The organism is Frankia sp. Mgl5 (assembly GCF_023242985.1).
Classification (GTDB): Bacteria; Actinomycetota; Actinomycetes; order Frankiales; family Frankiaceae; genus Parafrankia; species Parafrankia soli.
In genome coordinates this window covers 1-13,002 of sequence record NZ_JALKFY010000662.1, presented here as the reverse complement: position 1 = coordinate 13,002, position 13,002 = coordinate 1, and the positions used below count along the sequence as shown (strand labels likewise).

Sequence of the window (13,002 nt, the reverse complement as noted above, 5' to 3'; positions counted from 1 at the left end):
CGCCACCTGCACGTCACGGCGAGCCCGTCGTTGCTGCCGGCACGATCATCTCAGTCGGGAACCGGAACCCGACGAACTCCGACTCAGGCGACGGCGGACGGGCCGCGACGCGACTCGTGATCCGATTCTGCCTGGCAAGGACGTCTCTGGCACGTTCAACCGCATCCGCCCACGGACCACGCGCCCGTCCGTCGACGAAACCGTCTCGGCCAGTCATCCCGCAAGATGTTCCCCCGTCTCACCGCTTTGCCGACCCTGGATACCAACGAAAGGCAACATGATGATCCGCAGGGCGCGATTACTCACCACCGCTGTCGTGTGCGCCACGGCGCTCGCTCTGGGCGCCTGCGGTGGCGGCGGTGGCGATACCGACCCGTCCGTGGGTGCTTCCGGTGCACCGGTGGCCGGCGGCCATGGGCGGATTCTCACGCTGGGTGAGCCACGCAGCCTGGATCCGGCGGCCATGGGCAACGCCTATGCGAGTTCCGGTGTCATTGGCAACGCCCTGTACGGGACCCTGATGACCAGCGATGACACCGGAAAGATCCAATACCAGATGGCGGAATCTTTCACCACCACGGACAATGGCAAAACCTTCACCCTGAAACTGCGACGGGGACTGGTGTTCTCCGACAACACCCCGCTCAACGCCGAGGCCGTGAAGTTCAACTGGGACAGGATCAAGGACCCGGTCACCGGCGGGACCAACCGGTCGGAGGCGTCGGAGATCGCCTCGTCCGAGGTGGTGGACGATGTCACGCTGAAGGTCGCGCTGACCTCCACTGTACCGAAGTACGCCCAGTCCGTCCTCGCCTCGACGATGAACTGGATCGCCTCGCCCGCCGCCCTGCGGCAGGGCCAGCAGGCCTTCGACGCGAAACCGATCGGCGCCGGACCGTTCACCCTGGTGAGCTGGACCCGCCAGGCCGCCATGGAGCTCGTGAAGAACCCCAGATACTGGGACGCGCCCAAGCCCTACCTCGACCGCCTCACGCTCCGCCCGGCTCTCGACGCCAGCCAGCGTTACAACACGGTGCTCACCGGGGGCGCGGACGTGGCCATCGAGTCGAACCCGGTAAACGTTGACAAAGCAGCCCAGGAAGGTCTGTCGACCAACGTCATGCAGCTCGGCGGTGGCCTCTTCATGGCGATGAACACGCGCCGGGCGCCGTTCGACGATGTTCGCGCGCGGCAGGCGGTCTCCGTGGCACTTGACTTGGACGCGCTGAACCTGGCCGTCTACAACGGCGCCGGGACGCCTGTCGACACGCTGTTCACCAAGAACTCGCCCTTCTACTCGGACACACCACTGCGAGAGCAGGACAAGGCGACCGCCCAGCGTCTCTTCGACGAGCTTGCAGCCGACGGCAAGCCGCTGGCCTTCACCTTCTCCAGCGCCCCCACCACTGAGAACCGGACGACGGCGGAGAACATCCAGGCGCAGCTGAGCAGCTTCAACAACGTCAAGGTCAACGTGAAGATCATCGAAGTAGCCGAGCTCGTCGCCCTGCGCACGACACACGACTTCGACGCGATCGTCTCATCCGCGTTCTTCCAGGACCCCGAACCGCGCCTGTGGACGACCTTCAGTGGGAGCTCGGCGGCGAACCTGCCCGGCATCGACGACCCGGCGCTCAACGACGCCCTGCTGGCCGCCCGGACCGCGTCGACGGACCAGGAACGCAAGGCGGCCTACGGCACGGTGCAGCGGCGGCTGACCGAACTGGCTCCAGGTGTCTTCTACTCGCGGGCCGAGCCCAGCGCCATCGCGGGCGAGAAGGTGGGCGGTCTCGTGCAGTACGGCCTCGGGTCGTTACGGCCGGAGGAGTTGTGGATCCAGAAGTAGCGATCATGGGATCGTCCTACCGGCGGTAGACGTCCCTGCTCGCCTCGACCGACGTGGTGGGGACCTTCCCGCCGACGGTCCTCACCACGTCGATCGTTATCGGGACGCTCCGAACTCGTCCCTCCACACCATCGTCAACCCAGACCATCGTCGACCCTGAACCGCCCTGGGTTCGGTGGAGACCGGCATTTACGGTGGGCCGTTGGCGAGGCCGGCGACGAAGGCGATTCCATTCGGGGTGCCGAGGCCGGTGACGTCGTCGTAGCCGGATCTCAGGTTGATCGTCTGCGGCCGGTTGAAGGTCCGCAGCGCGACGCCATACCCGCCGGAGGAATCTTCATTGTTGGCGTAGTACACGTCGACGACGGCGGTGGTGCGGTCGGAGCTCTTCGGGTCGGTGAAGGCAGGCGAGTTGGAAAGCCGGTACAGGGAGTAGTTGGCGAAGCCGAGAGGGCGGCCGGCGAGCTGGTTGGCGAGCACCGCGATGCCGACGACCAGCGGCGTTGCCAGACTGGTCCCGCCGAGCCGGTACTCGACGTACCGTGTGGCGCCGTCCGAGAAGCGCTGGGTCTGGCCGATCAGGTAGCCCGTGTAGGGGTCGGCAAGCGCCGCCACATCCGGGACAGCTCGCCCAGGCTGGTTGTCGCCAAGGTAGGTAGAGATCGCCGGCGGTACCATGCCGACCTGGTAGCGGGGCTGCGGGAAGAGGCCGCTGACGCCCCCGCCGCCGCCGGCCTCGAACGTCCCGGGTGCCGCAGGTTGCCAGGTGCGGTCGGCCAAGGCGGTTGAGGCGGTCTGCCAGCCCAGTTCGAACAGCCGCGATCCGGCCTGCGATATCCCGGCCGACGTCCCGCCGACCGCGGTCACCAGGGGGTCGGAGGCTGGGTGTTCCACGCCACGCGCGCCGGTGCGTGCCAGGTTGTCGCCGTCGTCTCCACTGGAGAAGAACAGCCCGATACCCTGCGCCGCCGCCTGCACGAAGATCGCATGGGCGGCGGCGAGGTCACCTGGCGGTTCGTCGTCGGTGAGAAAGCTGAACGAGCCGCTGACAACGTCAGCTAGCTGACCGTCAACCACTCGCTGGACGGCGTCGATCAGGTCGGTGCTCTGGCAGCTCGCCGCGGCCACGTACAAGATGCTGGCGCCGGGGGCCATCCCGTGTACCGCCTCGACGTCGAGCGTCTGTTCGGTCTGCCAGCGCTGCTCCTCGCAGAGGTCGCGGCTGAGCGGGTCTTCGTGGCCGTAGGCGAACGCCGTGGGGAGGTCCTGCCGGAATTGGCCCGGGAGCAGTGGTGGCTCACCTCGCCGAGCGGCCCAGGTGTTGGTGTCGGCGACGATGGTCGGGGACGTGTAGGCGCCGACGATCGCCACTGTGCGGCCCCGGCCGTCCAGGCCGGTCCGCGTGAGGGCGTCGATACCGTAGAGGCTCCTGACCTGCTGGGGGGTGTAGCCGCAAACCGCCAACGGCAGGTCGGCGCCGTCGTTACCCGCCGGCACGTGCGCGGTGACGGGGTAGTCGGGCGAGTACTTCTCGCCGTGGTAACGCGAACAGATCGTCGGCTGGGCCGAGGCGGGCACCAGCGGCGCGGTGGCAGGAGCCGCCCGGGCCAGCGTCAGCCCGCCAATCGACAGGATGGCGCCCTCAAGCTGAGCCGGGACACTGAGCGCCGTCGACGGTGCCCGCGTCAGTTCCCCATTGTGTGCGTACAGCTTCAGTTCGGTGTCGAACACCGCCTCGATCTGGGCACCGCTCCCACGCACCCGGATCGACCGGTTCGTGGGAGACACCGTGACGATCTGGAGGCCGTTGTCGGCCAGCCACGACCGGACGTCCTGAACGGTCTCGTCCGTGGCCGCATACCCCGTCTTGTATTGGGCCGGTGTGAGGAAGCGCTGGTATGCGACATTCGCCGGATCTGACACCGCCGCCGCGAACGCTTCGGCGGTGGCCGGGGCCCGTAAGGCTAGGTTCACGGTGAAGTCGAACTCCAGTCCGGAGGGGATGTCACCGTGGGCGTTGTCAGCAGTCACCCAGCCCGGTACGGATCCTGTCAGCAGCGCGCGTAGCAGCTCTGGTGCGACATCGGTCACCAGTCCCGGCAGCATCATTAGCGCCGCCGTGGCCAGCGCCAATGATGTTCTCCGCCGCCCGCGCGATGACCGGTGACGGCCTCGCCGGTGGCGCCGGTGGCGCGTGCGGGGGTGCAGCGGCCGAACGGCCGAGCCTTCAGTCAACTGACATCACTGGGCGCACCCAAGCCGGCCGTCCTTACCTCGTGGTAGCCGCCAAGTCCGTTCCCGGCGACGGACTCGCCCGGTGACCCCAAAATTATCGCCGCCGCGGCAATCCGCATTCTCGAAGGCTTCGCGCGCCAAGGTGAGAGAATTGGCAAAGACTGAGACAGGTTCACGGTCTTCGTGGCTGCCGGCTCGTTCCGCGACCCACGGCCTGTACTCCCACGCGGGTCCACGCGGGAGTACAGGCCGCCAGCCGGCACGGCGGCCCTATAGCCCGATCAGGGGTTACTCTCGTCCGGAGCCGACCATGCCGCGGTCACAGTGCTCGCCTACCGAAGAGAAACCAGGTAGCTGGAAAGGAACACCAGCCTGGTCGGCCCGGATGCCCGTCACTCGGTCCGGTAACCATATTTTCTTCAGTATCAGCAGGGGTTTCCGCCCTGGCCGGGAACTTTGGTGCACCCGTTCCCCGACCCGCGCACGGGACCCTTCGCGTTGGGATTTCCCAACTGGTGGGCCTGCTCATTGACGTTGGAGATCACCGTGCCCGACGGCGACGGCGACGGCGTACCGGTCGTCTCGGCTGCGACGGTCAGGCCGCCGACGACGAGTGCCCCTCCGATCATCGTCGCTATCAGCGGCTTCTTGAACCACCTGGACCTAGTCATGAGAGGCCTATCGATGACGTTCTGCACGATCTTCATCTCCTTGTAGCCGTAGGAACCAAACTTGTCAGTTGAAACCGAAAGTCGGAGGTACTCTCCGGGGGCTCGTGGCTGTCCCACTGGAACTGCCCGGCCGGGGTCGCCACGGTGTCGAGCTCGGTGCGGTGGCGACCCCGCTCGTCGTCGCCAAGGACCCGCATCGGCGCCGGCGGCCCCGCCGCGGCCTTCACCCAGGCATCCACATTGATGCCCTTCTCTTACATAATGGTTCTCCTTCTTCTCGTCTCCACCTGCCGACGAAGACCCGGCGTGCGGTCCAGACGGCCCTCGTTACCGAGGCCACCACGGCGTGCCAACACAGTGTCGGTCCGGTCGTCTTTTCGGGACAACCGCCAACCGTTGCGGGATTTCCGGCCTGGCTGCGTCATCCGGTGTGTCTGTACCCGGCGCAATGTTCCGTAAAGACAGCAACAAAAGTGGCGACGGATTTACCGGGTCGGCGGGGTGAGGCGTCCTCAGATCCAGCGTTTCGCGCGGCGTTGAGTTGGATGGTGGCCACGTCGACGGCGTGGATGATCTCGTCGGTGTCAACGAAGGTCTGTCCGGCGAACCCAGCCCGGCGCAGCAGCCGCCACCAGTCCTCCTGGAGGTTGAGCCAGCAGGCGGCCTTGGGACGGTGGCCATCGGGTGGCCAGCCCGGTGCCGACGGGGGCGTACTCCTGATCACCGGCCCCAGCCCGTCGGCGCGGATCACCGTGGCGCGCGCCGGCGGGTGGGTGTAGAGCTCGACGACAGCCACCCTTGTGGGTGAAGTCGGGGTCCGCACTGTGCGCCCAGGAGCGGGCGTGCCGCCAGTGCGGAGTTTTCCATGCCCATCAAGGCGGCGGAATTTCCCGGTGCCGTATTTCGCCGCGTGTATGGATCGGCACGTCGGGTTCGAGTCGTGGCTGAGGCACAACTGTTTCCCCAAGGAGTCCAGGCGTGAACAGAGACCGGACAACTCCGACTGGTCGCTGGCTATCCTGTGTCCATGTTCGGACTCAGTCATCAACTCTCCCATTTGAATGCCGACGCGATCGAAACCTTGCGGGTGGTCAGATTCTTCGATACCCTGATCGCACGGCGGGCCTCACTCGACGCGCTGGTATGCAGCACTGCGGGCTTAACCGAGTGTAATGCCGGGCTGCGTGACAAGCTCACCGGCCGGGTGGTGCGCTACAGCCCGCGGGGTACGACACCGGACGCTCCGGTGCTGCCCGTGGCGCGGCAGGAGGTCCGCCTCGACGAGGAATCAGTCGGCGTGGTCTGGTTGGAGCGGTTCGGCGTGCTCGACCCGATGGACACGATGGTTCTCGAGCGGATGGCGTTCGCCGCCGGCGCGCTGTGGCCAGGCGGCGGTCCGGTGACACTGTCCGACCCGGCGCTTGTGGAGCTGGCGGTCTCCGCCACGGCGCAGGAAGCCGACCGGGCCCGGGCCGTCCGCCTGCTGGGATTTTCGGCTGGGGCGGAGGTGCGCGTCCTCGCGGTCAGGGCGGACGGCCATTGCACGGACGTGGCCGAGGTATTCAGGTCCCTCGGCAACTCGTCTGGCCGGTTGGCCCGCGGAGCGATGATCGGCCGGAACGCCGCCATGATTACGCAGGTGGCGGACAACCAGGTCCCACCGATCGCGGTACCCCCCGGAGTGCGGATCGGTGTCAGCGGGCGTGCCACGCTCAACGAGCTCGCCGAGTCCTGGCGCCAGGCGAGCACTGCAATCCGGTTCGCCGGCGTCCTCGGCCGGGGACCCGTGATGCTGTTCGAAGAGCTGGGTTCCCTGGCCACTCTGGCAACGTTGCCACGTTCCGTCGTCGATGCCGATCAAGACGTCCGGCTGCTGCGAGAGCTCGCGAGGACTCCAGCGGGGCTGCGGGACCTAGCGGTCCTCGAAGCGTACCTGGCGACAGGGTCGCAGCGGAACGCCGCGGTCGCTCTGCACCGGCACCACAGCTCGGTCTCCCGGCAGCTGGAGGCCCTCACCACTCGCTACGGCCTGGATCTGAAGCGTCCCACCGACCGGATGCGCGCCGAGATGGCGTTCACCCTCAACGCGATCGCCGACTCCTGAGCCCCAATCCACCGCTCGATTTCTGTGATCTTCCGAGCGCTCACCCGAGACTGGTATTCGATCTCCGTCGATGGGTCTGTCTAGATAACGGTCGGGTAGCCCGGGGTGAGATCCCCCCCGGGCTACCCGACCGTTGATAGCGGACACTCCCTCACGACCGTGTGATGCTCACCCCGGTAGAGACATCGGCGTTCCCGGCAGCCGCAGTTGGATGAAACCAGCGGGCGGGGTGCTCTATGACCGCGGTCAGTTCCCGGAATGCCGCTCCGGTGGCGCCCGGCGCGGGGCTGTATGTCGCTGCCTGGACGGTCGGCGTGCTCCATCGTGCCGATATGACTCGGGCTTGGAGCAGGTCTTCGAGGTCGGGTCGGAGGAGGGGGGCGATCTGGCCGAGGTAGCCGCCGAGGACCACGGTTGGTATGTCGAGAACATTGATGATGCCGGCGAGCGCGACGCTGAGTGCCTGAGCGGCGGCGGTGACGGCACGCCGGGCGGTTGGGTCCCCGGCCGTTACGAGACCGAGCAGTTGTTCGGGTGGGGCGGTGGTCTCCAATCCCGCGGCAGCGGTCAATGCGTGGCGGCCGGCGTACTGCTCCAGGCAGCCGGTGGAGCCGCAGCGGCATATCGGACCTGCGGGATCAACGCAGACGTGACCGATTTCGCCTGCCCAGCCGTGGCGTCCCATCATCACCTGGCCGGCACGTACCGCCGCTCCACCGATGCCGATCTCTCCTGAGAGATAAAGGAAGTCGGAGAGCGCGCTGGGACGTCCGGGTGCGGATTGTGCGGCCTGCTGGGCCGCGAGGTTGGCTTCGTTCCCCACGGCCAGCGGCAGGCCGGCGAGGACAGAGTCGTCCAGCAGCTCGGCGGGGCGGAGGTCCGACCAGCCGAGGTTGGGCGCGCGCTGCAGCAGTCCGGTGTTGACCGTGACGATGCCCGGCAGCGCGAGGCCTGCCTGTGGGGCTCCAGAACCCCGATTCGGCCTGTGAGCTGGCCTTTTGCGGTTGATGCGGTCTTCCCCGGGAGGTGTCTGGCGGCGTTGAGATACTCGCTGATCAACCCGCCGAGGATACGTGTGCGACGGATGGTGGACTCCGGCGTCGGGGCGAGCACGGGTGGCGAGTCGGGCGGGTGCTGGCCGAGGGAGCGGTGGGGCCGGTGGGTGTTGAAATGCTCGGCGTAGCTGTCGAGGCCCGAGGTCAGGTGCCGTTCGGAGACGATCAGGAGTCTGTCGGTGCATTCCCGGCGGGTGGTGCCGACCCAGCGTTCCGCGCTCCTCGAGATTTATCAGCAGGTTCCGTGCCTGCCGGGTGACCCAGTCCGTGGTTGGGTGCTTCGTGACCCCGAGGACGTGGACGTGGCGGGTGGCGTGTTCGACGACGAAGAACACGTAGATCCGTTGGAGGAACACGGTGTCCACCGTGAAGAAATCGCAGGCCAGCATGCCGGACGCCTGGGCGCGCAGGAACGTGCGCCAGGAGGCGTCGTCCCGCCGCGGTGCGGGATTGACACCGGCGCGGTGCAGGATCCGCCAGACAGTGGCGACCCCGACCGAGTAGCCCAACCCGACGAGCTCTCCCTGGATCCTGCGGTGGCCCCAGGTCGGGTTCTCCCGCGCGAGGCGCAGGACCAGATCGCGGATCTCCCAGCGGACCGGTGGCCGCCCGGGCGACTTGCGCGGATAGGTCCATTGTCGCGCGAGGAGCTCACGGTGCCAGCGCAGCACGGTGGCGGGGGTGACGAAAAACGAACCCCAGCGGGCTCGGGGTAGCAGCCGGGACAGGGCTGCGAGGATTACCCGATCCGCCGGTTCCAGCGCCGGGCGGTGGACCTGTCGTCGCAACACCGCCACCTGGTGACGCAGGATGAGGAGCTCGACGTCCTTCGCAGCATCCCCGCGCACGCGGAGCAGCATCAGCCCGAGAGTGTTGCGTGTCAGGGCGTAGAGCAGTGACCACACCATGACCATCCAGCCTGCCCGACACGGGTTCCGCCCCGCAGGCAAACACGCAGGTCACCGCCCAAATCGGGGTTCTGGAGCCCAACAGGCTGTCGACCGGGACATCGCCAGTCGTCCAGCGAGGTTCGGTGATATCACCCGAGCGAACCTGACTTGAAGGCATGCAGCGCACCGTTTTCCGCCTGAGCGGCCCGAGTTTCCCGAAACTCCTGAGCTATCTCAGTTCAGCAGGATCATCTGGCTTCTGATCTAGCCTCAGGCTTCCGTCAATCATCTCTGGATTTCGTCGGTGACACGCCGACGATTCCTTGCGATGCGAAGTAGATGGAGAGGATAACGCGAGCGGAGAATGACGCTGGCATGTCGGACTCATACAGGCCTGATCAGGCTAGTAGTGGTGCTCGACGGATCCGATCGCGTGGGCGACCGAGAAAGCCGTTATGGTCGTTGCGGACGGCGAGCCACCCGCCCAGACCCGGCAGCACCCTGTGGGGTGCCAGAACTCGGCCACCGGTGGTGACCTGGGGTTTTAGGCGGCTCGTTCGTATTCGTTGATCAGGACGCCGAGGACAGGCTGGCGCTTGATCCGTTCCTGGGTCAGGTCGGCGACGGGGTGGTCGGGCTGTGGCGGTTGTAGGCCACAACCGCGGTGGGGTCGCCGTCCGTTGTAGTGGGTCGCGTACTCGGCCAGGACGGTACGCAGATGCCGCTCACCGAAGATCAGCATTCGGTCGGTGACCTCGGTTCGGACCGTGCGACGAAAGGCGCCGGGCCTGGTATGCGGCCAGTTATACAGGCCCGGCCGGATGGAGGGGGCGAACGCCGCCTCGACATCGTCGAACAGCTCATTCCGTTTGCCGAACAGGCCGGAATGAATCTGACCCACCTTGCGACGGCGTTCGCGGTTGCCCACCCCGCCGTCACCTCGACCATCATCGGGCCGTGCGCCATGGAACAGCTCGACGACCTACTCGCTGGCGCCGATATCACCCGCGACGACAAGATCCTCGAGGAGATCGCCGCGATTGTCGCGCCTGGCACCGACGTCGGCCAGCTCGACATGGCCTACGCCCCGCCCACGATCGAGCACGCCCCGTCACGCCCCGCCCCGTCACGCTACGCCGACGGCCGGCCGACGACCGCGCCGTCGCCTGAGGAAGACCCGAGAACGCCCGGCGGTGAAGGGGATTCCGGGGAACGGCGGCGCCATTCGGAGTAGTTCTCGGCGAGGCGGTGCAGGCCGGTTCTGATGCGGGACTCGCCGAGCTCCGCCAGTAGCGCGGCGACGTGGTCGGCGGCGAGCGCGGCGAGCAGGGTGTGCGCGGCGTGGTCCGGATCCGGTACGCCGTCCAGCAGGATCGCCACGTGTCGGTGCCAGAACCGGTAGGCCCCGATCCGGTAGCGGGCTCCGGGTGTCGCGGTCTCCGACATCCGTACCAGGTCCAGGTGCTCCAGCAGGTAGTCGAGGTATGCGCCGACGAACGCGGTGAGCCGTTCGGAGGGCGCCGCTCCGGGGCCGAGTGGCGGCGGCCCGTGCAGGATCGCCTCCTGCAGCATCTGCTCCCGCGTGTCGAGCAGTGCGACCGCCAGGCCAGCCTTGTCCCCGAAGCGGCGGAAGAGGGTGCCCTTGCCCACCCCGGCGGCCGCCGCGATCTGGTCCATGGAGACCGCCGCCACTCCGCGCTCGGCGAACAGCCGGGCGGCGGCGTCCAGCACGGCGACCCGGTTGCGCGCGGCGTCAGCTCGTTCCCTTAGTGGCGGGGTGCGAAGCAGCTCCAACGGTGTTGCATAACCGGACTGCGGTCCGCTAAGGTTCTCCTGCACAACCGGACTATAGTCCGATTCTTTGGAGGTAGGAGCATGACCGCACTCATTACCCGTGACGAGCTGAAGGCGGCGATCGCCGCCGGGAACGTGACCGTCGTCGACGCGCTGGGTGGCGAGTACTTCGCGCAGCAGCACCTGCCCGGCGCCCTCGCCCTGCGCCCCACCGAGGTCGACGCCAAGGCACCGGCCGTGCTGCCGGACCGCGATACCGCCATCGTCACCTACTGCTCCAACCCTGCCTGCCCGAACAGCGGCCAGGTCGCCGACCGGCTCACCGCGCTCGGCTACCCCAACGTCCGCAAGTACCGCGAGGGCATCGAGGACTGGGTGGCGGCTGGCCTGCCGACCGAATCGGTCTAACCCGGAACCGCCACGGCGGCAGGGCCTGTCGGTGTTTGGTGGTACTCGTCCGGAAGCCGGGCGCCGCGCGCTCGTCGCTAGGCGGCTCGGTAGCCGGGATGTCCTCGACCCGACGGTAGACCGGCAGGCCCCGCTCCTGGGCGATCTGGATGCCCTGGTCGGCGCCGGTGGACTCCGCCGGATAGCCGGAGCACCGTCGCAATGCTGGAGCAGGCGTTCCGCGGTGGGGTACATGATCTGTTCGGCGACCGGGTCGGCCGGGCCGGTGTCGCCTGCGCCGCGCAACACGAGCAGTGCGACCCACTCTCCGATCATCGGGACGTCGCCAGCTACGGAAGACCTGCCAGGCAGCTTCCTCCAGGCGGGCCTCAGGGGGTCTGCTGCGTCGGACGCGGCGCCCTACCGTCTGCCCCGAAGGTGCGCCATAGCATCAGAGCCGAACATCGGAACTCCTGGCCGGGGCACGCACGGATGGCGTGGGTCGGTGCTGGCACCGGACCGCGGTCGCCCTGCTGGCGCTGTCGACGTGTCGACACCGGGCGCCGGACCCCGGACAACACGTGCCGGACCCCGGACGCGGGGCACCGGCCTTCGGCTGCGGGGTAAATCCGGGGTGCACCCGGGGGTGCATGATGGTCGACATGGGTGCTGACGAGCCGGCGCAGAGCGCATGGTCGCGGGTGGACACGAGCGTGCCGCACTCCGCTCGGGTCTGGAACTACTGGCTCGGGGGCAAGGACAACTTTCCCGCCGACCGGGAATTGGGGGACAAGGTCTTCGAGGTCTACCCGGACATCGTGCGGGTCGCCCGCGTGCAGCGGGAGTTCCTGGTCCGAGCGATCACCTTCCTCGCCCGCGAGGTGGGCATCCGCCAGTTCCTGGACATCGGCACCGGCCTGCCGACCGCCGACAACACCCATGAGGTCGCACAGCGGATCGCTCCGGACTCCCGCATCGCGTACGTCGACAACGACCCTCTGGTGCTGGTGCATGCCCGCGCGCTGCTGACCAGCGCACCCGGCGGCGCCACCGCCTACATCGAGGCCGACGTGCGCGACCCCGACAGGATTCTCGCGGGGGCGGCCGAGCTCCTGGACTTCACCAGGCCGGTCGCTCTGGTGATGTTCGGCCTCATGGGGAATGTCGCCGACACCGACGAGGCGAGAGCGATCGTGAAACGGATACTCGACGGGGTGCGGCCGGGAAGCTATCTCGCGCTCAACGACGGCACGCACGGCGAGGCCGTGGACAAGGCAATCGAGATCACCCAGGCGGGTGGGCACCCCTACAATCTGCGTACCCCGGAGCAGGTCGCGTCCTTCTTTGACGGCCTCGACCTCGTCGAGCCAGGCGTGGTCTCGACGCCTTTCTGGCGGCCCGCGCCCGGGTCGGAGCCGCAGCCGCTCCACATCTTCGGCGGGGTCGGCCGCAAGCCGTAGCCCGTGTGGGGCTTCAAAATCCAGGTGCGGCCTGTGAGCTGCTCTTTTGCGGCCCGGGTGATCGTCTGCGGGTGTCGTCAGGCGGCGTTGCGGTACTCGTTGATCAGCCCGCCGAGGACGCGTGTGTGACGGACGGTGGAGTCCGAGGCCGGGGCGACTGCGGGTGGCGGGTCGGGTGGGTGCTGGCTGAGGGAGCGGTGGGGTCGGTGGGTGTTGAAGTGCTCGGCGTACGTGGCGAGGACCGACGTCAGGTGCTGTTCGGAGACGATCAGTAGTCTGTCGGTGCATTCGCGGCGGGCGGTGCCTACCCAGCGTTCCGCGATCGCGTTCGCTTTCGGCGACTGTGGCGGTGTGCGCATCACGTCGATGCCGGCTGCGGTGAAGACGGCATCGAAGGAAGCCGTGAACTTCGTGCCGCGGTCACGGATGAGGAACCGGAACCGGTGGGTACGCTCCTCGAGATCCATCAGCAGGTTCCGTGCCCGTGTGTGAACACGAACGTGAAGGAGGAGCTCCGATTTAGACGGAGACTGTTCTGGAGCGGTGCTGTCCAGGAGATG

At 67.6% G+C, this 13,002-nt stretch carries 10 protein-coding genes and 4 pseudogenes; 5 read left to right on the top strand and 9 right to left on the bottom strand.

The window, feature by feature from the left end; all coding sequences use genetic code 11:
* Positions 1 to 280: 280 nt before the first annotated feature.
* Positions 281 to 1,846: an ABC transporter substrate-binding protein gene (locus MXD62_RS21935; RefSeq protein WP_248831367.1), complete on the top strand. Its 1,566-nt coding sequence runs from the start codon at positions 281 to 283 to the stop codon at positions 1,844 to 1,846.
* A gap of 189 nt (positions 1,847 to 2,035) precedes the next feature.
* On the opposite strand, the gene MXD62_RS21930 is transcribed toward MXD62_RS21935, so the two are convergent.
* The 3 genes from MXD62_RS21930 to MXD62_RS21920 form a co-directional block, all read right to left on the bottom strand.
* On the bottom strand, positions 2,036 to 3,979 hold the full coding sequence (locus MXD62_RS21930) for a S53 family peptidase (RefSeq protein ID WP_248831362.1): 1,944 nt from the start codon (positions 3,977 to 3,979) through the stop codon (positions 2,036 to 2,038).
* Positions 3,980 to 4,506: 527 nt separating this feature from the next.
* Complete coding sequence (locus MXD62_RS21925; RefSeq protein WP_248831361.1) at positions 4,507 to 4,788, bottom strand: hypothetical protein; 282 nt, start codon at positions 4,786 to 4,788, stop codon at positions 4,507 to 4,509.
* A gap of 385 nt (positions 4,789 to 5,173) precedes the next feature.
* Positions 5,174 to 5,797, bottom strand: coding sequence for a hypothetical protein (locus MXD62_RS21920; protein WP_248831360.1), 624 nt, complete (start codon positions 5,795 to 5,797; stop codon positions 5,174 to 5,176).
* A gap of 42 nt (positions 5,798 to 5,839) precedes the next feature.
* On the opposite strand from MXD62_RS21920, the gene MXD62_RS21915 reads away from it, so the two are divergent.
* On the top strand, positions 5,840 to 6,856 hold the full coding sequence (locus MXD62_RS21915) for a helix-turn-helix domain-containing protein (RefSeq protein ID WP_248831366.1): 1,017 nt from the start codon (positions 5,840 to 5,842) through the stop codon (positions 6,854 to 6,856).
* Between the two features lie 151 nt (positions 6,857 to 7,007).
* Here MXD62_RS21915 and MXD62_RS21910 read toward each other — a convergent pair whose 3' ends face one another.
* From MXD62_RS21910 to MXD62_RS40805, 3 genes and pseudogenes are all read right to left on the bottom strand, one after another.
* On the bottom strand, positions 7,008 to 7,766 hold the full coding sequence (locus tag MXD62_RS21910; protein ID WP_248831365.1) for an ROK family protein: 759 nt from the start codon (positions 7,764 to 7,766) through the stop codon (positions 7,008 to 7,010).
* 122 nt (positions 7,767 to 7,888) lie between these two features.
* A pseudogene (locus MXD62_RS21905) lies at positions 7,889 to 8,861 on the bottom strand (integrase core domain-containing protein); the annotation flags it as partial.
* 484 nt (positions 8,862 to 9,345) lie between these two features.
* A complete protein-coding gene (locus MXD62_RS40805; RefSeq protein ID WP_251082105.1) occupies positions 9,346 to 9,543 on the bottom strand; it encodes a transposase in 198 nt (65 codons plus the stop codon).
* A 90-nt stretch (positions 9,544 to 9,633) separates the two neighbouring features.
* Here MXD62_RS40805 and MXD62_RS21895 point away from each other — a divergent pair.
* Positions 9,634 to 9,900 (top strand): annotated as a pseudogene (locus tag MXD62_RS21895) (aldo/keto reductase); the annotation flags it as partial.
* Between the two features lie 32 nt (positions 9,901 to 9,932).
* Here the strand turns inward: MXD62_RS21895 and MXD62_RS21890 are convergent.
* A complete protein-coding gene (locus MXD62_RS21890) occupies positions 9,933 to 10,595 on the bottom strand; it encodes a TetR/AcrR family transcriptional regulator (protein ID WP_248831358.1) in 663 nt (220 codons plus the stop codon).
* 81 nt (positions 10,596 to 10,676) lie between these two features.
* On the opposite strand from MXD62_RS21890, the gene MXD62_RS21885 reads away from it, so the two are divergent.
* Positions 10,677 to 11,003 (top strand): rhodanese-like domain-containing protein, encoded by a 327-nt coding sequence (locus MXD62_RS21885; RefSeq protein ID WP_248831357.1) that lies wholly within the window; start codon positions 10,677 to 10,679, stop codon positions 11,001 to 11,003.
* A 94-nt stretch (positions 11,004 to 11,097) separates the two neighbouring features.
* On the opposite strand, the pseudogene MXD62_RS40800 reads toward MXD62_RS21885, so the two are convergent.
* A pseudogene (locus MXD62_RS40800) lies at positions 11,098 to 11,370 on the bottom strand (DUF4406 domain-containing protein); the annotation flags it as partial.
* 265 nt (positions 11,371 to 11,635) lie between these two features.
* Here MXD62_RS40800 and MXD62_RS21880 point away from each other — a divergent pair.
* Entirely contained in the window at positions 11,636 to 12,442 is an 807-nt protein-coding gene (locus MXD62_RS21880; RefSeq protein ID WP_248831363.1) for an SAM-dependent methyltransferase, read from the top strand.
* 77 nt (positions 12,443 to 12,519) lie between these two features.
* Here MXD62_RS21880 and MXD62_RS21875 read toward each other — a convergent pair.
* A pseudogene (locus MXD62_RS21875) lies at positions 12,520 to 12,927 on the bottom strand (integrase core domain-containing protein); the annotation flags it as partial.
* Between the last annotated feature and the right edge of the window lie 75 nt (positions 12,928 to 13,002).

What these genes read in the sequence shown, in the direction of transcription:
- MXD62_RS21935 (WP_248831367.1), top strand. Translation starts at nt 281, where the DNA reads ATGATCCGCAGGGCGCGATTACTCACCACCGCTGTCGTGTGCGCCACG.
- MXD62_RS21925 (WP_248831361.1), bottom strand. Translation starts at nt 4,788, where the DNA reads ATGAAGATCGTGCAGAACGTCATCGATAGGCCTCTCATGACTAGGTCC.
- MXD62_RS21920 (WP_248831360.1), bottom strand. Translation starts at nt 5,797, where the DNA reads ATGACTGAGTCCGAACATGGACACAGGATAGCCAGCGACCAGTCGGAG.
- MXD62_RS40805 (WP_251082105.1), bottom strand. Translation starts at nt 9,543, where the DNA reads ATGCTGATCTTCGGTGAGCGGCATCTGCGTACCGTCCTGGCCGAGTAC.
- MXD62_RS21885 (WP_248831357.1), top strand. Translation starts at nt 10,677, where the DNA reads ATGACCGCACTCATTACCCGTGACGAGCTGAAGGCGGCGATCGCCGCC.
- MXD62_RS21880 (WP_248831363.1), top strand. Translation starts at nt 11,636, where the DNA reads ATGGTCGACATGGGTGCTGACGAGCCGGCGCAGAGCGCATGGTCGCGG.